The organism is Streptomyces sp. NPDC004732 (genome assembly GCF_040609235.1).
Lineage (GTDB): Bacteria > Actinomycetota > Actinomycetes > Streptomycetales > Streptomycetaceae > Streptomyces.
Genome location: NZ_JBEXJR010000016.1, coordinates 79,888 through 100,887, shown reverse-complemented (window position 1 = coordinate 100,887; position 21,000 = coordinate 79,888). Strand labels below are relative to the sequence as shown.

At 71.2% G+C, this 21,000-nt stretch carries 17 protein-coding genes; 10 read left to right on the top strand and 7 right to left on the bottom strand.

The window, feature by feature from the left end:
* The first annotated feature begins 16 nt into the window (after nt 1-16).
* Complete coding sequence (locus ABZV77_RS36205) at nt 17-1,042, top strand: LacI family DNA-binding transcriptional regulator (RefSeq protein ID WP_356266502.1); 1,026 nt, start codon at nt 17-19, stop codon at nt 1,040-1,042.
* A gap of 106 nt (nt 1,043-1,148) precedes the next feature.
* Nucleotides 1,149-2,015, top strand: a complete 867-nt coding sequence (locus ABZV77_RS36200; protein ID WP_356266500.1) for a phosphatase PAP2 family protein — start codon at nt 1,149-1,151, stop codon at nt 2,013-2,015.
* Here the strand turns inward: ABZV77_RS36200 and ABZV77_RS36195 are convergent.
* Nucleotides 2,008-3,198 (bottom strand): DUF4157 domain-containing protein, encoded by a 1,191-nt coding sequence (locus ABZV77_RS36195; RefSeq protein ID WP_356266498.1) that lies wholly within the window; start codon nt 3,196-3,198, stop codon nt 2,008-2,010. The two genes, ABZV77_RS36200 and ABZV77_RS36195, sit on opposite strands and share 8 nt — an antisense overlap.
* Before the next feature lie 118 nt (nt 3,199-3,316).
* Nucleotides 3,317-6,319 carry a bifunctional [glutamine synthetase] adenylyltransferase/[glutamine synthetase]-adenylyl-L-tyrosine phosphorylase gene (locus tag ABZV77_RS36190; protein ID WP_356266497.1) on the bottom strand — a complete coding sequence of 1,001 codons (3,003 nt, stop codon included), beginning with the start codon at nt 6,317-6,319 and terminating at the stop codon, nt 3,317-3,319.
* A gap of 128 nt (nt 6,320-6,447) precedes the next feature.
* Between ABZV77_RS36190 and ABZV77_RS36185 the strand changes: the two genes are divergently transcribed.
* A complete protein-coding gene (locus ABZV77_RS36185; protein WP_356266496.1) occupies nt 6,448-6,882 on the top strand; it encodes a VOC family protein in 435 nt (144 codons plus the stop codon).
* A gap of 49 nt (nt 6,883-6,931) precedes the next feature.
* Here the strand turns inward: ABZV77_RS36185 and ABZV77_RS36180 are convergent, their stop codons facing one another.
* Nucleotides 6,932-8,293 (bottom strand): glutamine synthetase family protein, encoded by a 1,362-nt coding sequence (locus tag ABZV77_RS36180; protein WP_055564891.1) that lies wholly within the window; start codon nt 8,291-8,293, stop codon nt 6,932-6,934.
* Nucleotides 8,294-8,639: 346 nt separating this feature from the next.
* Between ABZV77_RS36180 and ABZV77_RS36175 the strand changes: the two genes are divergently transcribed.
* Nucleotides 8,640-9,854, top strand: coding sequence for a globin domain-containing protein (locus ABZV77_RS36175; protein ID WP_356266495.1), 1,215 nt, complete (start codon nt 8,640-8,642; stop codon nt 9,852-9,854).
* A gap of 116 nt (nt 9,855-9,970) precedes the next feature.
* Here ABZV77_RS36175 and ABZV77_RS36170 read toward each other — a convergent pair whose 3' ends face one another.
* On the bottom strand, nt 9,971-10,417 hold the full coding sequence (locus tag ABZV77_RS36170; protein WP_356266494.1) for an Rrf2 family transcriptional regulator: 447 nt from the start codon (nt 10,415-10,417) through the stop codon (nt 9,971-9,973).
* Between the two features lie 156 nt (nt 10,418-10,573).
* Here ABZV77_RS36170 and ABZV77_RS36165 point away from each other — a divergent pair, with 156 nt between their 5' ends.
* Both ABZV77_RS36165 and ABZV77_RS36160 read left to right on the top strand, forming a co-directional pair.
* Nucleotides 10,574-11,233, top strand: coding sequence for a DUF3105 domain-containing protein (locus tag ABZV77_RS36165; RefSeq protein WP_356266492.1), 660 nt, complete (start codon nt 10,574-10,576; stop codon nt 11,231-11,233).
* Between the two features lie 17 nt (nt 11,234-11,250).
* Complete coding sequence (locus ABZV77_RS36160) at nt 11,251-11,871, top strand: DUF305 domain-containing protein (protein ID WP_356266490.1); 621 nt, start codon at nt 11,251-11,253, stop codon at nt 11,869-11,871.
* A 47-nt stretch (nt 11,872-11,918) separates the two neighbouring features.
* On the opposite strand, the gene ABZV77_RS36155 is transcribed toward ABZV77_RS36160, so the two are convergent.
* The 3 genes from ABZV77_RS36155 to ABZV77_RS36145 form a co-directional block, all read right to left on the bottom strand.
* Nucleotides 11,919-13,007, bottom strand: a complete 1,089-nt coding sequence (locus ABZV77_RS36155; RefSeq protein ID WP_356266629.1) for a cobalamin B12-binding domain-containing protein — start codon at nt 13,005-13,007, stop codon at nt 11,919-11,921.
* Between the two features lie 107 nt (nt 13,008-13,114).
* A complete protein-coding gene (locus ABZV77_RS36150; RefSeq protein WP_356266488.1) occupies nt 13,115-14,827 on the bottom strand; it encodes a SpoIIE family protein phosphatase in 1,713 nt (570 codons plus the stop codon).
* A gap of 162 nt (nt 14,828-14,989) precedes the next feature.
* Complete coding sequence (locus tag ABZV77_RS36145; protein WP_356266628.1) at nt 14,990-15,961, bottom strand: hydroxyacid dehydrogenase; 972 nt, start codon at nt 15,959-15,961, stop codon at nt 14,990-14,992.
* Nucleotides 15,962-16,332: 371 nt separating this feature from the next.
* On the opposite strand from ABZV77_RS36145, the gene ABZV77_RS36140 reads away from it, so the two are divergent.
* The 4 genes from ABZV77_RS36140 to ABZV77_RS36125 all read left to right on the top strand — a co-directional run bounded on the left by ABZV77_RS36140 (nt 16,333) and on the right by ABZV77_RS36125 (nt 20,944).
* Complete coding sequence (locus ABZV77_RS36140; RefSeq protein ID WP_150167088.1) at nt 16,333-17,187, top strand: ABC transporter permease subunit; 855 nt, start codon at nt 16,333-16,335, stop codon at nt 17,185-17,187.
* A 29-nt stretch (nt 17,188-17,216) separates the two neighbouring features.
* Nucleotides 17,217-18,080 carry a carbohydrate ABC transporter permease gene (locus tag ABZV77_RS36135; RefSeq protein WP_356266626.1) on the top strand — a complete coding sequence of 288 codons (864 nt, stop codon included), beginning with the start codon at nt 17,217-17,219 and terminating at the stop codon, nt 18,078-18,080.
* Between the two features lie 49 nt (nt 18,081-18,129).
* A complete protein-coding gene (locus ABZV77_RS36130) occupies nt 18,130-19,767 on the top strand; it encodes an extracellular solute-binding protein (RefSeq protein WP_356266486.1) in 1,638 nt (545 codons plus the stop codon).
* A gap of 121 nt (nt 19,768-19,888) precedes the next feature.
* Nucleotides 19,889-20,944: a LacI family DNA-binding transcriptional regulator gene (locus tag ABZV77_RS36125; protein ID WP_356266485.1), complete on the top strand. Its 1,056-nt coding sequence runs from the start codon at nt 19,889-19,891 to the stop codon at nt 20,942-20,944.
* Nucleotides 20,945-21,000: the final 56 nt, after the last annotated feature.

Below are 21,000 nucleotides of genomic sequence, written 5' to 3'. Positions count from 1 at the left end.
GGTACAGTCCAATCCTGTGACCGCACGGCTAGCCGACATCGCAGCCCAGGCGGGGGTCAGCGAAGCGACAGTAAGCCGCGTGCTCAACGGCAAGCCGGGCGTCGCCGCGGGCACCCGCCAGTCCGTGCTCGCCGCGCTCGACGTGCTCGGCTACGAACGCCCGGTGCGGCTGCGCCGACGCAGCGAGGGCCTGATCGGGCTGATCACGCCGGAGCTGGAGAACCCGATATTCCCCGCGCTCGCGCAGGTCGTCGGGCAGGCCCTGACCCGGCAGGGGTATACGCCGGTGCTCGCCACGCAGACCCCCGGCGGCTCCACGGAGGACGAGCTCACCGAGATGCTGGTCGACCGCGGGGTCGCGGGGATCATCTTCGTCTCGGGGCTGCACGCGGACACCTCGGCCGACATGCACCGCTACGAACAGCTGCGGGCCCAGGGCGTCCCGTTCGTCCTGGTGGACGGCTTCTCGCCGAAGGTGCAGGCACCGGCCGTCTCACCGGACGACCGCGCGGCGATGCGCCTCGCGGTGACCCACCTCGTCTCCCTGGGGCACACCCGCATCGGGCTCGCCCTGGGGCCGAAGCGCTTCGTGCCCGTCCAGCGGAAGATCGAGGGGTTCGTCCGCACGATGGCGGACCAGCTGGGACTGTCCCCCGACGCCGTCGAGACGGAGCTGGTCCAGCACTCCCTGTACACCCTGGAGGGCGGTCAGGCCGCGGCCTCCGCGCTCCTGGACCGCGGCTGCACGGCCGTCGCGTGCGCCAGCGACATGATGGCGCTCGGGGCGATACGGGCGGCGCGCCAGCGCGGCCTCGAGGTGCCGGACGACGTCTCGGTGGTCGGCTTCGACGACTCGCCGCTGATCGCGTTCACGGACCCGCCGCTGACCACCGTGCGCAAGCCGGTGCCCGCGATGGGCCAGGCCGCGGTGCGCACGCTCCTGGAGGAGATCGGCGGCACCCCCGCGCCACCCGGCGAATTCGTCTTCATGCCCGAACTGGTGGTTCGGGGTTCAACAGCATCGGGTCCCAGGCGCCCCTAGGGTCACCTCAGGGACGCCGTCTCCTTCCTGCGTCGTAGAGAATGCGGTCCGAACGCGACCAAGGGATGATCGGTCGAAGGGTGGGGATCTGGCAGACTCTGTCCCTATGGGTGAGACCACCGTGACGACACTTGAGGGCCAGGAAAGGCCCACTGCATCACCCATCGCGGACGAGAAGAACGGCCGCAATGGGCAGAATGTCCTGCGTCATTTCCGTCGGCTCAGAACACCCCGCCGCCCCCGTCTGTGGTTCGAGATCCTGCTGATCGCGGTCAGTTACTGGACGTACTCACTGATCCGCAACGCCGTGCCGGAACAGAAGGCGCAGGCGCTGAGCAACGCGGACTGGATCTGGCGCGTCGAGAGCGATCTGGGGGTCGCCTTCGAGAAGAGCGTCAACCACGCAGTCGACTCGGTGACATGGCTCATCGTCGGCATGAACTACTACTACGCCACCCTGCATTTCATCGTCACGCTCGGTGTCCTGGTGTGGCTCTTCCGCAAGCATCCCGGGCGGTACGCGGCCACGCGCCTCGTCCTCTTCGCGACGACGGCGGTGGCCCTGCTCGGCTACTACTTCTACCCGCTGGCCCCGCCGCGCCTGATGAACGGCACCCACTTCATCGACACGGTGGTCGTGCACCAGACGTGGGGCTCGATGGCCTCCGGCGACCTGAAGAACATGTCGAACCAGTACGCGGCGATGCCGTCGATGCACATCGGCTGGTCCCTGTGGTGCGGCCTGACGATCTTCGCCCTGGCGTCGGCGCCCTGGGCGAAGATCCTCGGCCTGCTCTACCCCGTCGCCACCCTCGTCGTCATCGTGGCCACCGCCAACCACTTCTGGCTCGACGCGGTCGGCGGCATGATCTGCCTGGCCTTCGGCTTCGCGGTGGCCCGTCTCTGGTACGGCTCGATGCCCTATGCGCTGCCGCGCGAGGTGGCGGTGCGGGGCGGTCCCGGCCCTACTTGAACGACTCGTCGCCGTCCCAGTTCACGTGGACGACGTCCGGGGCGAGGCCGTGGATGACGGCGCGGCCGACGTCCTTCTTGAAGCGTTCGATCAGGCCTTCGATGCCGCTGTGCGGGTACTTCGCGTCCAGCGCGGCGAGGAGGGCCTCGCGCGGCACGTCGACGGATCCGGCGAGGGCCTCGGTGTTGCCGGGGCGGTTGTTCCAGCCGTCGGCGTTGTTGCGGCCCACGTGGATCGACTCCTGCGCCGTGAGGCTGGACGCGCCCGCTGCGTGGATCAGGTTCTGGCCTGCCATCGGGCGGGCCGTCAGGTGGAAGAGGGAGCCCCTGATCGACGCCGTGGAGTCGCCGGTCTTGCGGTCCCGCACCTCGCCGCCGCTGGTGAGCATCACATTGAGGTGGACGGCCAGCTTGGCGGTGGTGCCGCCGGCGCTGACGGTCACCTCCACGGGCCGGGAGATGAGGTTGTTGCCGCCGTTGTTCCGGCACTCGGACCCGAACTGGAACCCGGCGAGCGAACGGTCCTGGCCGACGATGGTGTCCAGGAGCTGGTTCCAGTCCACGCGCGGGGCCGTCTGGGTGCTCGGGGCGCGCTGTACCTCAGTACCTTCTGCGGCCGCGTGCCCTTCCGGGGCCGCCTCCGTGTGGGCCTCGGGCGCCGGACCCGACAGGACCCGGTGGGCGTTCGCCTCGGCCTCGCGCTCGAACCGGTCGGACGGGTCCGACACCTTGAGCCCGTTGCCGTGGTCGGTGCCCGCGACCGGGCCCTGCCGCTGCTGGATGACGTGCGTCAGCTCGTGGGCGAGCGTGTGGCGGTCCGCGCCGCCGTCGCCGATGACGACGTGGCTGCCCGAGGTGTAGGCGCGGGCGCCGACCTCGGCCGCGGAGGCCTTCGCGGCGCTGTCGTCGTGGACGCGGACGTCGGAGAAGTCCGCGCCGAGGCGGGCCTCCATGTCGGTGCGGGTGCCCGTGTCGAGCGGCCGCCCGCCGCCGCGGAGCACGTCGTGGACGGCGGACCGCTGCACCGCCTGGACGACGGCCGCGTTGCCCGCGGTGCGCTGCAGCGCAGTGATCTCCTGAGCGGTCATGCCGCCGCCCGCGCTCGACGGCGACGCGGCGGGACGGGCCGGTGCGCGGCCTGCTCGCTCACCGTCGGCGGGTCGGGCGGTTTCACGGGCACGCATGGGGCCTCCAGGCAGACGGATCGTACGCTTCCTGGATACGCCATGGAGCGGCCACCGGACCAGGTGCGCAAGGGCAGCGTCTCGTGTCTGTTGGGGCAGTGCGGGCGGCGCTCCGGCCTCACGCGCCGTAGAAGCGCTCCTCCATCACGGCCCGCGCCCTGCGCGTGATGCGCCGGTAGTCGTCCAGCATGTCGCCCACGTGGCCCGGGTCGTATCCCAGGTAGCGGGCGACGGCCGCCAGTTCCCGGCCGTCGGAGGGGAACGTGTCGCCCGCCCGGCCGCGCACCAGCATGACCGCGTTGCGGACCCGGGCCGCGAGGACCCACGCCTCGTCGAGGGTCGCCGCGTCCTGCGTCGGGATCAGCTCCGCCGCGCAGGCCGCGGCCAGGGCCTCCCGGGTGCGGGTCGTGCGCAGCCCCGGCTCGGCCCAGCCGTGCTCCAGCTGGAGGAGCTGGACGGTCCACTCGACGTCGGAGAGGCCGCCGCGGCCCAGCTTCGCGTTCAGCGTCGGGTCGGCGCCGCGCGGCATCCGCTCCGCCTCCATGCGGGCCTTGAGGCGGCGGATCTCGCGGACCGCGTCCTCGCCGAGGCCCTCCGCCGGATAGCGCAGGGGGTCGACGAGGCCGATGAAGGCGCGCCCCAGCTCCTCGTCCCCCGCGACCGGCTCGGCCCGCAGCAGCGCCTGGGACTCCCAGACCAGGGACCAGCGGCGGTAGTACGCCTCGTACGAGCGCAGGGTGCGCACCAGCGGCCCGCTCCTGCCCTCCGGGCGCAGGTCGGCGTCGATGAGCAACGGCGGGTCGGCCGACGGCAGTTGGAGCAGTCGGCGCATCTCGGCGACGACCTTGGCCGCCGCCTTCGCCGCCTCCTGCTCGTCGGCGCCCTCGCGCGGCTCGTGCACGAAGAGGACGTCCGCGTCCGAGCCGTAGCTCAGCTCGTGGCCGCCGAAGCGGCCCATGCCGATGACGGCGAAGCGGGTGGGGAGCGTGTCGCCCCAGCCGTCGCGGACGACCGCGCGCAGCGTGCCCGCGATCGTGGCGGCCGTCAGGTCGGACACCGCGTCGCCCACCCGGTCCACGAGCGTGCCGGGGTCTTCCTCCGCGGGGCTGTCCTCCGTGCCGTACGAGCGGACGAGGTCGCCCGCCGCGGTACGGAACAGCTCGCGGCGGCGCACCCCGCGCGCCACCCTCACGGCCTGCTCGGCGCCGTCCGCGCGGCGCACCGCCGCCAGGATCTCCTGCTCCAGGTGGCCGCGGCCGCGCGGTTCGAGGCCCCGCTGGTCGCCGAGCAGGGCGACGGCCTCGGGGGCGCGCAGCAGCAGGTCGGGGGCGAGGCGTCCGGCGGAAAGGACGCGGGCGAGGTTCTCCGCCGCCGCGCCCTCGTCCCGCAGCAGCCGCAGGTACCACGGGGTCTTGCCGAGCGCGTCGGACACCTTGCGGAAGCCGAGGAGACCGGCGTCCGGGTCGGCGGAGTCCGCGAACCAGCCGAGCAGGACCGGCAGCAGGGTGCGCTGGATGGCCGCCTTGCGGGTCACGCCGGACGCCAGCGCCTCCAGGTGCCTGAGCGCCGCGCTGGGGTCCGCGTAGCCGAGCGCGACCAGGCGTTCGCGGGCCGCCTCGGTGCTCAGCCGGGTCTCGCCGGGGGCGAGCTGGGCGACGGCGTCGAGCAGGGGGCGGTAGAAGAGCTTCTCGTGCAGGCGGCGTACGACGGAGGTGTGCCGCTTCCAGGCGCGGCCCAGGTCGGTGATCGGCTCGGTGCGCATGCCCAGGGAGCGGCCGATGCGCCGCAGGTCCGGGTCGCCCTCCGGCACGAGGTGGGTGCGGCGCAGCTTGTAGAGCTGGATGCGGTGTTCGAGGGCGCGCAGGAAGCGGTACGCGTCGTCGAGCTGGGCGGCGTCCACGCGTCCCACGTAGCCGCCCGCGCCCAGCGCCTGGAGCGCGACGAGCGTCGACCCACTGCGGATCGAACGGTCGCTGCGGCCGTGCACCAACTGCAGCATCTGGACGGCGAATTCGACGTCGCGCAGCCCGCCGGGGCCGAGCTTCAGCTCCCGGTCGACCTCGCCCACCGGGATGTTCTCGACGACCCTGCGGCGCATCTTCTGCACGTCGGGCACGAAGTTCTCGCGCTCCGCGGCCTGCCAGACGAGGGGCGCGAGCGTGGTGACGTACTCCTCGCCGAGCGCGAGGTCGCCCGCGACCGGCCGGGCCTTGAGCAGCGCCTGGAACTCCCAGGTCTTGGCCCAGCGCTGGTAGTACGCGAGGTGGCTGGAGAGCGTGCGGACCAGGGGGCCGTTCCGGCCCTCGGGGCGGAGGTTCGCGTCGACGGGCCAGATGGTGCCCTCGACGTTCGTCTCGGAGCAGATCCGCATCATGTGCGAGGCGAGCCGGGTCGCGGCCCGCATCGCCTTGTCCTCGTCGGCGCCGTCGGCCCCGTCGGCGGGCTCGCCGACGAAGATGACGTCGACGTCGGACACGTAGTTGAGCTCGTGGCCGCCGCACTTGCCCATGGCGATCACCGCGAGCCTGCACTGCGCGGCGTCGCCGGGCGCCGCCGCGCGGGCCATGGCGAGCGCCGCCCGCAGCGTCGCCGTGGCGAGGTCCGCGAGCTCGGCCGCCGCCTGGGCGACGTCGGTCGTGCCGCACACGTCGCGTGCCGCGATGGAGAGCAGGCAGCGGCGGTAGGCGACGCGCAGCGACACCGGGTCGGTGGCGTCGGCGAGGCCCCGCTCGAACTCCTCCACGCCGGGGTGCAGGTCGGCCGATTCGTAGGTGACGAGGGCCCGCCAGTCCAGCGGGTGCCTGGCCAGGTGGTCGGCGAGGGCCTCGGAGGCGCCGAGCACGCCGAGGAGGCGGTCGCGCAGGGGCTTCGCGGTGACGAGGGTGTCGAGCAGCTCCCGTCGGCCGAGGTCGTCGTCCTGCCCCTCCACCAGCCGGACGAGGCCCAGCAGCGCGAGGTCGGGGTCGGCGGTGGCGCCGAGCGCGTCCAGGAGCAGCGGGTCGTCGCGCACGGCGCTCAGCGCGGGGTCGTCGAGGAGCCGCTCCGCGGCGGACGGGTCGGTGAAGCCGTGCCGCAGCAGCCGCGTGAACGTACTGCTCCGTCGCCCTTGCGGCACCGTCATCCGAGCCTCCGTTCGATCACCCCTCGGCCCGAGCCTACGGCCTCCCCGGCGAACCGGCGCCCGGCCGCCCCGCGACACCCTGCGCACGGCCGCTGACAGGGCCTCAACTCCCTGGTGTACTGCGGGCCATGGAATACACACTCGAAGTGATCCCGCTGCCGGTCAGTGACATCGACCGGGCGAAGGAGTTCTACAGCGACAAGCTGGGCTTCCACGTCGACATCGACACGGAGGTCATGCCGGGGATGCGCATCGTGCAGCTGACCCCGCCGGGTTCGGGCTGTTCCATCGCGCTGGCCGACACGCTCTGGGAGACGATGGAAGGCCCCACTCCGGCCCCCGGCTCCTACCAGGGCCTCCAGCTGTGCGTCGCCGACGCCAAGGCCGCACACGCCGAGCTCGTCGCGCGTGGCCTGGACGTCTCCGAGCCGGTGCAGCACGCGCCGCAGGACGGCGGCACCTTCATGTACTTCACGGACCCGGACGGCAACGGCTGGGCGATCCAGGAGTACCGGGTGCGGGCGACGACGCCGCTGCGCGAGGCGATCGTGCCGCAGGGCTGACCCACGGGCCCGGTCCCGCACGGGACCGGGCCTTCACCGGACGGCGCCGCTACAGCACCGGCAGGTTCTTCCGGAGCTCGAAGGCCGTGACTTCCGACCTGTACTCCTCCCACTCCTGCTTCTTGTTCCTGAGGAAGAAGTCGTAGACGTGCTCGCCGAGGGTCTCGGCGACCAGTTCGGACTTCTCCATGAGCGCGATGGCCTCGCCCAGGTTCTGCGGGAGCGGCTCGATGCCCAGCGCGCGGCGCTCGGCGTCGCGCAGCGCCCACACGTCGTCGTCGGCGCCCGGCGGGAGCTCGTACCCCTCCTCGATGCCCTTGAGTCCGGCGGCGAGCAGCACCGCGTACGTCAGGTAGGGGTTGGCGCCCGAGTCGATCGAGCGGACCTCGACGCGTGCGGAGCCCGTCTTGCCGGGCTTGTACATCGGGACGCGGATCAGGGCCGAGCGGTTGTTGTGGCCCCAGCAGATGTACGAGGGGGCCTCGCCGCCCGCGCCCGCGGTGCGCTCGGAGCCGCCCCAGATGCGCTTGTAGGAGTTCACCCACTGGTTGGTGACCGCGGAGATCTCCGCGGCGTGCCGCAGCAGGCCCGCGATGAAGGAGCGGCCGACCTTGGAGAGCTGGTACTCGGCGCCCGACTCGTAGAACGCGTTGCGGTCGCCCTCGAAGAGGGAGAGGTGGGTGTGCATGCCCGAGCCGGGGTGCTCGGAGAACGGCTTCGGCATGAAGGTGGCCTGCACCCCCTGCTCCAGGGCGACCTGCTTCATGACCAGGCGGAAGGTCATGATGTTGTCGGCCGTGGAGAGCGCGTCGGCGTAGCGGAGGTCGATCTCCTGCTGGCCGGGGGCGCCCTCGTGGTGGCTGAACTCCACCGAGATGCCCATGGACTCCAGCATCGTGATGGCCTGGCGGCGGAAGTCCATGCCCACGTTCTGCGGGGTGTGGTCGAAGTAGCCGGAGTTGTCGGCGGGGGTGGGCCGCGAGCCGTCCAGCGGCTTGTCCTTCAGCAGGAAGAACTCGATCTCGGGGTGGGTGTAGAAGGTGAAGCCCAGGTCCGAGGTCTTGGCGAGGGCGCGCTTCAGTACGTAGCGCGGGTCCGCGAAGGACGGGGAGCCGTCCGGCATCAGGATGTCGCAGAACATGCGGGCCGTGCCGGGGGCCTCCGCGCGCCAGGGCAGCACCTGGAAGGTGGAGGGGTCCGGCTTGGCGATCATGTCCGACTCGTACACCCGGGCGAAACCCTCGATGGCCGAGCCGTCGAAGCCGATGCCCTCGTCGAAGGCCTGCTCCAGCTCGGCCGGGGCCACGGCCACCGACTTCAGGAAGCCGAGGACGTCCGTGAACCACAGGCGCACGAACCGGATGTCGCGCTCCTCCAACGTACGGAGCACGAATTCCTGCTGCTTGTTCATCTTCCGCTTCCACCCATCCTTGCTGGTCAGGCCACCTGCACCCGCGCCCCGGGACACACCGGGCACACGAGCATCCCACTCCTTGGTTTCGCGCGCGTTGCGGGCCCCGGGCCGCGGCGTGCGAGCCGTTTCTCTTGCCGCTCTGTGCCCATAGTGCCTGCTGCACCGTCCGGCCGTAACGGCGGCGGGCCCCGGCTCCCCGCCCGACCGTCGCCCACCCCGTACCGGGACCCCGGCGCTATAACTTGCATCTGAGATGCTAATTTGAGTGCCGAAACAGACAAGGGGGGCGCAACCCTCCCTTACCGAGCCCTGCTCATCGTCTCCAGGCACTGAGGAGCCCACGTTGCTGTCACCACAGTCAGCCGCGACCGTCCGCGCCACGCTTCCCGTCGTCGGAGCGGCGATCGGCGAGATCACCGAGCGCTTCTACGACCGGCTCTTCACCGCCCACCCCGAGCTGCTCAGGGACCTCTTCAACCGCGGCAACCAGGCCGCAGGGACCCAGCGACAGGCCCTGGCCGGTTCCATCGCCGCCTTCGCGACGCACCTGGTGGAGCACCCCGACGAGCGGCCCGACGTGATGCTGAACCGCATCGCGCACAAGCACGCCTCGCTCGGCGTGGCCCCCGACCAGTACGGGACGGTGCACCGCCACCTGTTCGCCGCCATCGCCGAGGTGCTCGGCGACGCGGTCACCCCCGAGGTCGCGGCCGCCTGGGACGACGTCTACTGGCTGCTGGCCAACGCCCTCATCGCCATCGAGGCCCGGCTCTACGCAGGGCAGGGCGTCGCCGCGGGCGAGGACACGTGGCGCGGGTGGCAGGTCGTCGAGCGCGTCGAGGAGACCGAGGACGTCGCCACGTTCCGGCTGCGGCCCGTCGACGGGGCGCCCGCGCCGGGCTTCCGGGCGGGGCAGTACGTGTCCGTACAGGTCCGACTCGACGACGGGGCACGGCAGATACGGCAGTACAGCCTCTCCGGAGGGCCCGGCTCCGAGGTGCGGCAGATCAGTGTGAAGCGGGTGCGGGGGGCTGCGGGGACGCCCGAGGGCGAGGTCTCCAACCAGCTGCACGCGCGCGTGCACGAGGGCGACGTCCTCCGCGTCTCCGCACCGTACGGGGATCTCGTCCTCGACGACTCGGACGCGGATGTTCCGCTGCTGCTCGCCTCCGCGGGCATCGGTGTGACCCCGATGATCGCCATGCTGGAGCAGCTCGCCGTGTCGGGGCACCGGGCGCCCGTCACCGTCGTGCACGCCGACCGCTCCCCCGCCGAGCACGCACTGCGCGCCGACCACGAGACGTACACCGGCAAACTCCCGGACGGCGCCGCGCACTTCTTCTACGAGCGGCCGGACGCGGGCCACCCCGCGGAGCTCACCGGGCGCGTCGACCTCGCGGCCCTGCCGACCGCGGTCGCGGCGGGCACGCGCGCGTACCTGTGCGGGCCGCTGCCCTTCATGCGGGCGGTACGTTCCCAGCTGATCGGGCGCGGGGTCGCCGCCGCCGACATCCACTACGAAGTGTTCGGTCCCGACCTCTGGCTGGCGCAGGGCTAGGGGGCTTCTGATGGATCTCCGCGGAAGGAGGAGCGGCGTTCGGTGCGTCCTCTCGGTGTGCCGGGCGTCGCGACGCCGCGGAGATCCATCAGAAGCCCCCTAGCGGGCAGGGCGGGTCAGCCGTCGGCGCGGGTCGTGATGCCCAGCAGCAGCGGGCCCGTCGGGCTCGCGACGATGTCCGCCACCGTCAGCGGGTCAAGCGAGGCGTAGAAGGCCTCCTGCGCCCTGCGCAGGGCGTCACGCAGGCGGCATGCCGAGTTCAGCGGACACGGCGTGCCGCCCTCGCAGTCCACCACGTCGCCCGCCCCCTCGAAGGCCCGCACCAGCGCGCCCACCGACGCCCCGCGGCCCGCCTCGGTCAGCGCGAGCCCGCCGCCCCTGCCCCTGCGGGCCTCCAGCAGGCCCATCTTCTGGAGCTCGGCGACGACCTTCGCCTCATGGGTGTAGGGCACCGCCATGTCGGCGGCCACCTCGCGCGTCGTGGGCGCCGAGGCCTCCCGGCCCACCACGGCCAGGCGCATGAGCGTGCGCAGTGCCAGGTCGGTGGATCGCATCAGCCGCATGCCTTCGAGCGTAGGTAATGCGCATCTGCGGCTCAAATTCTTCTGGTCCCACCACGGATCGATACGAGGACGCCCTGTGGAAGGGGCCCTCCCTCCCCTTACGATCAGCGGACTCGTTCGTCGTCCCGTCCGTCCCTTTCCGCAGAAGGACACACCATGGGTTCCGCCAAGAACACGAGCAACGCTTCCCGCAAGGCCCGGATAGAGGAGATGCGCCGGGCCGAGCGCGCACGTGACCGCCGGGGCCGGGCCCTGACGATCACGGTCAGCGCGGTCGTCGTCGCGGCGCTCGGCGTGGGCGGCTTCTTCCTCTTCGACAAGGCCTCCGACGACTCCGACGCGAAGAGCGACGGAAAGGGCTGGCCGAAGTACAAGGTCTCGGCGGACGGCGAGAAGGTCTGGGGCAAACTCGGCCGTACGCACGTCACGAAGACCGTGAACTACCCCATGACGCCGCCCGTCGGCGGGGACCACAATCAGGTGTGGATGAACTGCAACGGCGACGTCTACAAGAAGGAGCTGCCGGAGATGAACGCCGTGCACTCCCTTGAGCACGGCGCCGTCTGGGTCACGTACAACGACAAGGCGAAGCCCGCCGACCTGAAGAAGCTGGAAGCCAAGGTCAAGGCCACGCCGTACTCGTTGATGAGCCCGGTGAAGGATCAGAAGGACCCCGTGATGCTGACCGCGTGGGCACACCAGCGGACGGTCACGGGCGCGGACGACCCGAAGGTCAAGGAGTTCTTCTCCAAGTACGTCCAGGGCAAGCAGACTCCGGAGCCCGGGGCCGCCTGCACCAATGGGCTGGCGCAGTGAGTGGAGTGGGGATCAGCATGAGGCGGCGTACCAACTGGATCGTCGGCTGTGCCGTGGCGGCGGTCGTCGCCGGGGGCGGCATCACGGCGGCGGTGGCCGCCACGGACTCCGACTCGGGCGGCTCGCCCGCGAGTTCGTCGGCCGACGCGGGGTTCGCCCGCGACATGGCCGTCCACCACCAGCAGGCGGTGGAGATGTCGTACATCGTGCGGGACAGGACCAAGGACGAGGACGTACGGCGCCTCGCGTACGACATCGCCCAGACCCAGGCCAACCAGCGCGGGATGCTGCTCGGCTGGCTGGACCTGTGGGAGCTCCCGAAGGTGCCGGACGGGGCGCCCATGGACTGGATGGGCATGGGTGACATGCCGCCGGGCGAGGACGGCGCGCTGATGCCGGGGATGGCCACGGGGGCGGAGCTGAAGAAGCTGGGGAAGCTCAGCGGCAAGCAGGCGGAGGTGCTGTACCTGCAGCTGATGACGCGGCACCACCGGGGCGGGGTGCACATGGCGCAGGGCTGCGTGGAGCGGTGCGAGGTGTCCGCCGAACGGCGGCTTGCGCGGGGCATGGTGGAGTCGCAGGAGTCGGAGATCGCGCTGATGTCGACGATGCTGAAGGCGCGGGGCGCGAAGCCGTAGGTCCGCGCCGGGGCCCGCTCGCCGGGGCCCGCCGGGCCACGAGGTGATCAGGCGGGCCGTGGAGGTTCGAGGAGGCGGCGGGCTGCGGTCAGGACGGCCACCCCGCGGGGGAAGTCCTTGAGCCGGTTCAGCAGCGAGTCCAGGGCGGGGAGCAGGCACCGCGGCGGTACGTCACGGGCCGCCAGGATGCCCGCGGTCCACACGATGAACCTCGTGAACAGGCCGGGGTCGTCCACGTACAGGGCCGTGGCCAGATAGCCGACGATGTGGTCGATGTCCTCGACGGTGCGCTCCCGCTGGTACTCGCTGTACCCGCGCATTTCGGGGAAGCCCTCCTCGACGTCGGCGAGGGCCTGCTTGACCAACTGCAGTCTGGTGCGGCAGACCATGGTGTATTCCTGGTCGGCCAGGTGGGGCAGGTCCAGGTCCGGCGGGCGGGCCGCCCGGACCGGCGGTGCCGGATCCCGGGCGAGGAGGACGGCCGCGCCGCGCGCGTCCTCGGCCCATTCGGCCCGCATCAGCCGGGCGTAGCGGCCCTGCGGACCGAAGGCGGCGCCTCCGGCGATCACCCGGACACCGGCGCCCTGGCAGGAGCTGATCGCATTGTGGGCGCCGGGCAGCAGCGTCGGGATGGACGAGGAGAGCAGCACCGCCTGCGCACGCGTGCGGCGCACGTGCGCGACCACGTGCTCGGTGGGGACCTGCGCCCCGAGATGGTCGACCCGCCAGCCCCGCAACCGCAGCACTTCGCTGACCAGCCGCGCCGGCAGGGAATGCCACTCGCCGCCGACGCACGACACCAGGACCCGCCCCCGGAACGGAGCGGCGAGAGCGGGCGCGGTGCTGTCGGCGACGGCCGCGACGCACCGCTCGCTGATCACCGTGGCGGCGTGCTCCTGCGCCACCGTGATGTCGTTGGCCGCCCAGGCGGTGCCCAGCCGCTCCTGGGACGGTGCGATCAGGTCGAGCAGGACCCGTTCGCCCGCGGCCCGCGTACGTCCATGGGCCGAAGCCTCGGCGGACGCCCCGCCGCAGGCCCGGCCGGAAATCCCTTGCTCCGCCCCCGCCGCGGCGAGTGCGCGGCGCACCACGGCGACCGCGCGGGTCTCGTCGCCCTCGCAGAGCGCCTGCCACAACTGCTCACGCGGCTCGTGCGGTTCGTGCGACTCGTATGGCTGGTACGACTGGTTCGGCTCGTGCGACTTGCCCGGCTCGCCCGAGAAGGGAGCCTCTTTGCCACCGTTCACTCGTTTCGCCTTCCTCCGACCGGCTCGGTCGTCTGTGTCGTCTGTGTCGTCTCTGTCGGTTCGGACATCTGTGTGGGCTCCGCCATCGTTGTCGGACGGCTGTCGCGGGGCGCGCCGATCGCCAGCACGGCCATGTCGTCGTGCAGGCCCTGCCCCACCCACTGGGCGCTGATCATCTGCACGCGTTCGGTGACTGCTTCCGCGGGCATCCCGGCGCACTGGGCCAGCACGGAGCGCAGCCTGTCCTCGCCGAACATCACGTCACCCAGCGGTCCCCCGCGCGCTTCGGTGATCCCGTCGGAGTACAGCAGGCAGGTCTCGCCCGGTTCCAGGACGACCTCGGCGGTCCTGAACTCGACGTCGGCGAACGCGCCGATCAGCGTGCCGCCGGTGGCTGCCTCCTCCACCCGGCCGTCGGCGCGCACGATGAGCGGGGCGGGATGGCCCGCGCTGGAGAGGCGCAGCCTCACCCGTGCGCCCTGGCGTACGGCGGTGACCAGGACCAGCGTCACGAAGGGGGTCTGGTCCGAGGCCAGTTGTGCCCGGTTGAGGAGGGTCAGCAGGCGGGTGTGGTCGGCGGCGAACGGGACCAGCGCCTGCAGTGCGTTGCGGATCCGGCCCGCCGTGACGGCGGCCTCAAGGCCCTTGCCGCACACGTCGCCCAGCACCACGACGGTCTCGGCCCCGGGGGTGCCTGCGGGGTGCAGGTCGTAGAAGTCGCCGCCGATGCGCTCGCCCGGCGCCGAGGCCCGGTAGCGGCCGGAGAAGCAGATGCCGTGCACCCGGCCGAGGACCGGCGGCAGCAGGCCACGCATCAGTACTTCGGTGCCGTACGCCTGGCAGGCGTGGCTGCGGGCCACGGAGAGGGCGGCGCCCGCACGCGCGGCGAAGAGCCGGGCGAAGGACTCCTCGGCGGGAGTGAACGTCGCCTTGCGGCGGTGGCGCAGCAGCACGAGGCACCCGGCAGGCGCGCCGTGCCCCGGCAGCGGCACCACCACGACCGAACCGATGGTGGTGGCGTCGCCCGAGAATTCCTCGGGCATGACCCATGGCGGCATCTCCTGGGGGTCGATCCAGCGGGAGGACACCGCGGGGAGCCCCTGCAACGCCTCGGCCAGGCCCGGCAGTTGCTCCGGGTCCAGGGCGATCCGCCCCTGCACCACAGGACCGTCGGTGATGCAGCGCGTCACGGGGAAGCCGCTTCGGTCGCCGGTCCCGACGACGACGGCCGCGTCCGCCAGATGCCGGGCCGCCTGCCGCCCGACGACTTCCATGCAGCGCTCGACGTTCAGCGAGGCGAGCAGCTCCGAGGAGAACTCCTGCAGCAGACCCGCTCTCGATCGCTCGCGCGCCAACTCCTTTGCGGCACCGACCGGGGCGCCGTCGGCGACCAGCCACCAGATCATCGTGCCGTCCGCGCCCGGCCCGGCGAGCGCCTTCACCGGCTGCCCGCCGATCCGGCCGTCCGCCCAGGCGGGTGACTCCTCCCCCGCGGCGCCGACACGCCGCAGATGCGCCTCGACCAGCCATGCGGGCGCGACATCGCCCAGCGGGACGCCGACACCGATCTGCGCCAGCAGCACGGCAGCCTGCTCGTTGTGGAACAGCACGGTGCCTGCCGCGTCCACTCCCAGCGCCGGATACGGGGCACCGTGCTGCGCGGCGGTACCTACACCGCAGGAGCTCGTCTGCTCGGGCAACGAAGCCATCGAAGGGAACCCACTGGCGCGGGTCCGCACCACCCATCTACTCGAAGGCAGGTGGCTCCTACGTTACCGAGGGCATATGACTACCGACCGTGATTCTCCGTACCTCGGACATCCTCCTTCCGACTGGTGAATAATCCGCCCGGCAGTTCCGCTGCGTGACGCTCAGGCCAGACGGGGCAGGTCCTCGCGCAGGAGGTGCCCCCGGAGCGGCGCCCCGGAGACGTAGCGCTCGACCTCCCCGACCGCATACTCCCCGAGCCTGCGCACCTCGCTCCCCTGCGCCCCTGCGATGTGTGGGGTCACCAGCACATTGCGCAGCCGGAGCAGCACGTGGTCCGGCGGCAGCGGCTCGGGATCCGTGACGTCGAGGAACGCGTCCAGGCGTCCCTCCCCGCACTCCCGCGCCAGCGCGTCCGTGTCGACCAGCGACCCGCGGGCCGTGTTGATGACGACCCCGCCGTCAGGAATCAATTTCAGCATGTCGGCACTCAAGAGGCCGCGTGTTTCCGGTAGTTGTGGCGCGTGAATCGTGACGATGCTGCTGTGCTCGCACAGCTCCGGCAGTTCCACGAGTTCCACGCCCAGCGCGGCCGCCTCCGCGGGGGCCACGTAGGGGTCTGTGAGGAGGATCCGGCAGCCCGCGTCCGAGGCCCGCAGCGCCGCGATCACCCGCCGTCCGATCCGTGACGCGCCGACGACGCCGACCGTGCGCGCGTCCGCTCCGGTGCGCCCGGTGAAGGGGGGCCACCCGGCCGCGTATCCGGCCGCGGTCGACAGCGCCCCCTTCGCCGCGAACGTGATCGCCGCCAGGGTGAAGGCCACCACCGGGTCCGCGTTGGCGTCCGCCGCCGAGGAGACGACGACGCCCCGGTCCCAGACCGCGTCGGTGACCATCGGCTTGACGGAGCCCGCCGCGTGGACGACGGCGCGCAGCCGGGGCGCGCAGGCCAGGATCTCCGGGGTCAGGGGCGGGCACTCCCAGCCCGTGACCAGGATTTCCGTGTCGGCCAGGACCGCTCGCGCCTCGGGTGTCGTGAGCGGTCCCGACAGCAGCAGCGGCGCCAACTCCACGCTGCGGGCGAGCCGTTCGCGCAGGTCCGGTGCGAACACGCGGTTCGCGACCTCGACGCCCATGGCCAGGGCCGCGACCGGCGGGCCGCCACCGCTCCGCTCTCGCCGATCCGCTCGCTCTGCCTGATCTGCCACGCGTGACCGTCCCTCGTAGTAACCGGTTACCAACCAGCGCCTGGAGGCTAGGACCAATCCGGGAGCGTGGTCAAGAGAGCGCGGGGCGAGGGGGGTTGACCGGGCGAAGTAACCGCTTTAGATTCCGGGCACCTTATTCCGACGACGGAGGGGTTGCCGTGCCGACGGTGACGAAGGAACGGGCGGAAACCGAGGCGGTGAAGCCGCCCGGCAGCCGCAAAAGCGGGACAAGTAGCGGAAAATCAGGGCGTGGTGAACTGTGGAAACGGTTTCAGCGCACGCGTGTCCTGGTGCTGCTCATGGTGCCGGGGCTCGTGTACTTCCTGGTCTTCCACTACGGCGCCTTCGTCGCCAACGCGGTGGCCTTCAAGGAGTACGTCCCGTTCGACGGCCTGTGGGCCAGCCCCTGGGTGGGCACGGAGAACTTCTCGCGGATGTTCGGTGATCCGGACTTCTGGCACGCGACGTGGAACACCCTGTTCATCGCCGTGCTGCAGCTCGTCTTCTTCTTCCCCGCACCGCTCGCCCTCGCCCTGCTCCTGCACAGCCTGACCTCGGACCTGCTGCGCAGGTTCACACAGTCCGTGATCTATCTGCCGCACTTCCTTTCGTGGGTCGTCGTCGTGGCGCTCTTCCAGCAAGTGCTCAGTGACACGGGCCTGTTGAACACCTTCCTGAGCGACTCCGGGCTGCACACCGTCGACATCATCGGCAACCCGGACGCGTACAAGCCGCTCGTCGTCATCGAGGTGATCTGGAAGGACGCCGGGTGGGGGACGATCATCTTCCTCGCCGCGCTGATGCAGGTCGACGAGCAGCTGTACGAGGCCTCGGCGATCGACGGGGCCGGGCCCTGGCGGCGCTTCTGGCACGTCACGCTGCCCAGCATCCGGCCCATCGTCATCCTGCTGCTGATCATGCGGCTCGGCGACATCCTCTCCGTCGGCTTCGAACAGATGCTGCTGCAGCGGCAGTCCGTGGGGCCCGAGGTCGGCGAGGTGCTCGACACCTTCGTCTTCTGGCAGGGCATCGTCGGCGGCGACACCGGCTATGCCGCGGCCGCGGGCCTGTTCAAGGGCGTCGTCGGCGCGGCGCTCGTCTTCACCGCCAACCGGATCGCCCACCGACTCGGCGAGCAGGGGGTCTACAAGTGAGTACCGGTCACGTCACCAGGCCCGCCTGGATGGAGAAGCCGCGGTTCGCGACGAAGGCCGCCAAGGCGGTGGCGGTGACGGTCGCCCTCGGGCTCGTACTGATCCCGTTCCTCGTCATCGTCTCGACCTCGCTCGCCTCCAACCGCGAGGTCGTCGACAACGGCGGCTGGGTCCTGTGGCCGAGCGATCCGACGCTGCGCGCCTACCGGACCATCCTCGAAGGCGGCATCGTCACCAAGGCGCTCGGCGTGAGCGTCGGCCTCACCGTCGTGGGCACGCTCTTCTCCCTCGCGTGCACCACCTTCCTCGCGTACGCCCTGGCCCGCCCCGGCGTCTTCGGCGGCAAGCCCGTGCTGCTGCTCATCCTCTTCACCTTCCTCTTCCCGCCCGGCATGATCCCCGCGTTCCTGCTGGTCAAGGGCATGGGGATGATGGATACGTATGCCGCGCTCGTCGCGCCCGTCCTCATCAACGTCTTCAATCTGATCGTGCTGCGCGGCTTCTTCCAGGGGATACCCGAGGAGTTGTACGAGGCGGCCAGGCTCGACGGCGCCGGGGACTGGCAGATCCTGTGGCGGATCGTGCTCCCGCTGTCCAAGGCGGCGCTCGCCGTGGTCTCCCTGTTCTACGCCGTGAGCTACTGGAACGCCTGGTTCCATGCCTCCATCTACATGGAGTCCGGCCACTGGCCGCTGTCGCAGGTGCTGCGTACGTACGTCATCGGCGGCTCGCAGATCGCCGACACCGGCCTGAGCGAGGCAGGCATGGTCTCCGCCCCGCAGACGACCCAGATGGCCGTCCTGGTGATCGCCACCGTGCCGATCCTGATCGTCTACCCCTTCCTCCAGAAGTACTTCACCAAGGGCGTGCTCACCGGCGCCATCAAGAGCTGATACCTCACCTCGTCGTCCAGAAGGGCTCCTTCACGTGTCCGGTTCCTCGATGTCGCGCCGCACCCTGCTCCGCTCCATAGCCGTCGGCGGCGCCGCCCTTGCCGCCCCGGCCGTCCTCACCGCCTGCTCGACCGATTCGAGCGGCGGCGGCAACGTCTCCAACGCGGGCAAGAAGGTCGTGCCCTGGCCGAAGTACAGCCCGGCGAAGGGCCCCACCCCCGACCTCGCGCCGACCGCCGAAGGCGTGCAGCCCGGGTACACGAAGTACCCGGAGAACCTAGTAAGGGCGGTGGCCGAGAAGCCCGGCACCGGCAAGCAGAAGATCAAGGTCATGACGATCACTTACGGCACCCCGCCGAAGCCGGTCGGGCAGAACAAGTACTGGCAGGCCGTCAACGAAGCGCTGGGCGTCGAGGTCGAGTTCACCGTCGTGCCCGACGCGGACTTCCGCGCCAAGATGTCCACGCTCATGTCGGGCGACGACCTGCCCGACATGATCAACTTCGGTGGCGGATACGTGCTCCCGAGGGAGTCGCAGTTCGTGAAGTCGCGCTGCGCCGACCTGAGCGACTACCTGTCCGGTGCCGCCGTCAAGGAATACCCCAACCTCGCCAACATCCCCACGTACGCCTGGGAGGGCATGGGACGCATCGCCGGGCGCATCTACGGACTGCCGATCGAGCGGGCCAAGGTGCAGGGCGCGATGTTCATCAACCGCGAGGCGTTCGACGCGGCCGGGTACCGTCCCGGCATGTCCGCGCCCGACTTCCAGGCGATGGCCGCGGAGGCCTCGCAGGGCAGGAAGTCCGCCCTCGGCGCCTCCACCGTGGGCTTCTACGGGTACCTGTACCACGCGATGTGGCACGGCGCGCCCAACCAGTGGCAGATCAAGGGCGGCAAGGCCACCGACATGTACGGGACCGACGCGTTCAAGGCGGCCCTGGAGTACATGGCGAAGGTACGCAAGGCGGGTTCGTACAACCCGGACGCCACGTCGATCTCCCAGGTCGATCTGAAGACCCAGTTCTACAACGGGACCGTCCGCTCGATGACCGACGGCTGGGGCGCCGTCATCTCCAACGCCCAGGGGATCAAGGACGAGTTCACCCTCGACGTCGCCGAGCCGTACAAGGTCGACGGCGTCACGCCCGTCTACCAGCAGAACCGCGGCTGTTTCGGCTACACCGTCGTCAAGAAGGCCTCCAAGGAGCGCATCGAGCTGATGCTGCGGGTGCTCAACTGGCTTGCCTCGCCGTTCGGTTCGAAGGAGTACGAGCTGATGCACTACGGCGTCGAGGGCACCCACTTCAAGTACAACAAGGACGGCGACCCGGTCGCCACGGAGACCGGCCTGATCGACTCCAAGACCAATCTGCCCTTCCCCTACCTCATGGACGCGCCGCAGCCGCTGTACTTCCCCGGCTTCCCCGACCTCACCGAGCGGCTGCACGCCTGGGAGAAGAAGGTCGTCCCGCTCCTCGTGCCCGACGACCACTGGGGCCTGATGTCGGAGACGTTCAACCGGCAGGGCGCCACGATGCAGCAGATCATCGAGGACGGCGTCACGGCGATCGTCTCCGGCCGCAAGGGGCTCTCCGAGTGGGACGGCATCCACCAGAAGTGGCAGTCGCAGGGCGGCAAGCGGGCCGCGGAGGAGTTCCTGAAGGAGTACGAGGCCGCGCACTGACCCGGGAGCGGGGCACGGGATGATGGGTCCGGGGCGGACTGCCGTGGGGGCAACTCCGCCCCGGATCCGGCGGGTTGGCCGCCGGACGAGAGCCGGTCGATGGCCGGGTGAGGGAGACACAGTGGGTGAGCGGGTCACCATCCGCGAGGTGGCCGCGCGCGCGGGCGTCTCGGTAGCGACCGTCTCGCGGGTCCTCGCGGGCAACTACCCGACGTCCACGGCGTCGCGCGCCAAGGTGCTGCGGGCGGTCAAGGACCTGGACTACGTCGCCAACGCGCACGCGCGCGCGTTGGCGGGCGCGGGCCGCAAGACGATCGCTGTGCTGATGTTCGACGTGGTCGGGGCGTTCTACTCACAGGTCGCACAGGGCGTCGAGATGGAGGCCGCCCAGCGCGGCCGCCTCACCCTGGTCGCGTCCACGGGCAGCGATCCGGCCCGCGAGCTCGCCCTGGTCCAGATGATGCGCGAACAGGCCGCCGAGGCAGTGATGCTGGTGGGCGGCGTCATCCAGGACGACGAGTACCGGCAGCGGATGGCGCGCTACGCCGAGGCGCTCGCGGCGGCCGGGTCCCGCCTCGTGCTGTGCGGGCGCCCCGCGCCGACGCCCGACGTGCCCGCGCTGGTCGTCGAGTACGACAACGAAGCGGGCGCCCACGCCGTGACCAGCCACCTGCTCGGCGCCGGACACCGGCGGATCGCCCTGCTCGGCTACGAGCCGGGCAACACGACCGGCGAGGACCGTCTCGCGGGCTATCTGCGGGCGCTGGACGACCACGGGGTGCCGCGCGGCGAGGCCGTCGTGCACGGGACGGGCTTCGGGCAGAACCACGGCTACCAGGCGATGCGCGAGCTGCTCGACCGGGCGGACGGGAAGCCCGGCTTCACGGCGGTCTTCGCGGGCGACGACCGGGCCGCGGCGGCGGCGATCATCGCGCTGCGGGAGTACGGGCTCCGGGTCCCGGAGGACATGTCGGTGGTCGGCTACAACGACGACCCGGTCGCCGGGGACATCACCCCAGGCCTGACGACCGTCCACATCCCCGCCGAGGAGATGGGCCGCACGGCCGTGCGCCGCGCACTCTCCGGCTCCCCGCGCGCGGGCCAGGAACGCCACGTCCTCGGCACGCACATCGTCATCAGGGACAGTGTGCGGCCGGTTCGGGGGGCCGCTGGGTAGGGGTGCGGGTGAGTTGGGGGGGGCGGGGTTCGCGAGGTACGTGAGGTACGTGAGGT

Excerpts from the sequence above, each read along its gene's own strand:
- ABZV77_RS36165 (WP_356266492.1), top strand. The coding sequence starts at position 10,574 with ATGGGTTCCGCCAAGAACACGAGCAACGCTTCCCGCAAGGCCCGGATA.
- ABZV77_RS36185 (WP_356266496.1), top strand. The coding sequence starts at position 6,448 with ATGGAATACACACTCGAAGTGATCCCGCTGCCGGTCAGTGACATCGAC.
- ABZV77_RS36150 (WP_356266488.1), bottom strand. The coding sequence starts at position 14,827 with ATGGCTTCGTTGCCCGAGCAGACGAGCTCCTGCGGTGTAGGTACCGCC.
- ABZV77_RS36200 (WP_356266500.1), top strand. The coding sequence starts at position 1,149 with ATGGGTGAGACCACCGTGACGACACTTGAGGGCCAGGAAAGGCCCACT.
- ABZV77_RS36160 (WP_356266490.1), top strand. The coding sequence starts at position 11,251 with ATGAGGCGGCGTACCAACTGGATCGTCGGCTGTGCCGTGGCGGCGGTC.
- ABZV77_RS36195 (WP_356266498.1), bottom strand. The coding sequence starts at position 3,198 with ATGCGTGCCCGTGAAACCGCCCGACCCGCCGACGGTGAGCGAGCAGGC.
- ABZV77_RS36140 (WP_150167088.1), top strand. The coding sequence starts at position 16,333 with ATGGTGCCGGGGCTCGTGTACTTCCTGGTCTTCCACTACGGCGCCTTC.
- ABZV77_RS36130 (WP_356266486.1), top strand. The coding sequence starts at position 18,130 with ATGTCGCGCCGCACCCTGCTCCGCTCCATAGCCGTCGGCGGCGCCGCC.
- ABZV77_RS36170 (WP_356266494.1), bottom strand. The coding sequence starts at position 10,417 with ATGCGGCTGATGCGATCCACCGACCTGGCACTGCGCACGCTCATGCGC.
- ABZV77_RS36190 (WP_356266497.1), bottom strand. The coding sequence starts at position 6,319 with ATGACGGTGCCGCAAGGGCGACGGAGCAGTACGTTCACGCGGCTGCTG.
- ABZV77_RS36145 (WP_356266628.1), bottom strand. The coding sequence starts at position 15,961 with ATGGGCGTCGAGGTCGCGAACCGCGTGTTCGCACCGGACCTGCGCGAA.
- ABZV77_RS36180 (WP_055564891.1), bottom strand. The coding sequence starts at position 8,293 with ATGAACAAGCAGCAGGAATTCGTGCTCCGTACGTTGGAGGAGCGCGAC.
- ABZV77_RS36135 (WP_356266626.1), top strand. The coding sequence starts at position 17,217 with ATGGAGAAGCCGCGGTTCGCGACGAAGGCCGCCAAGGCGGTGGCGGTG.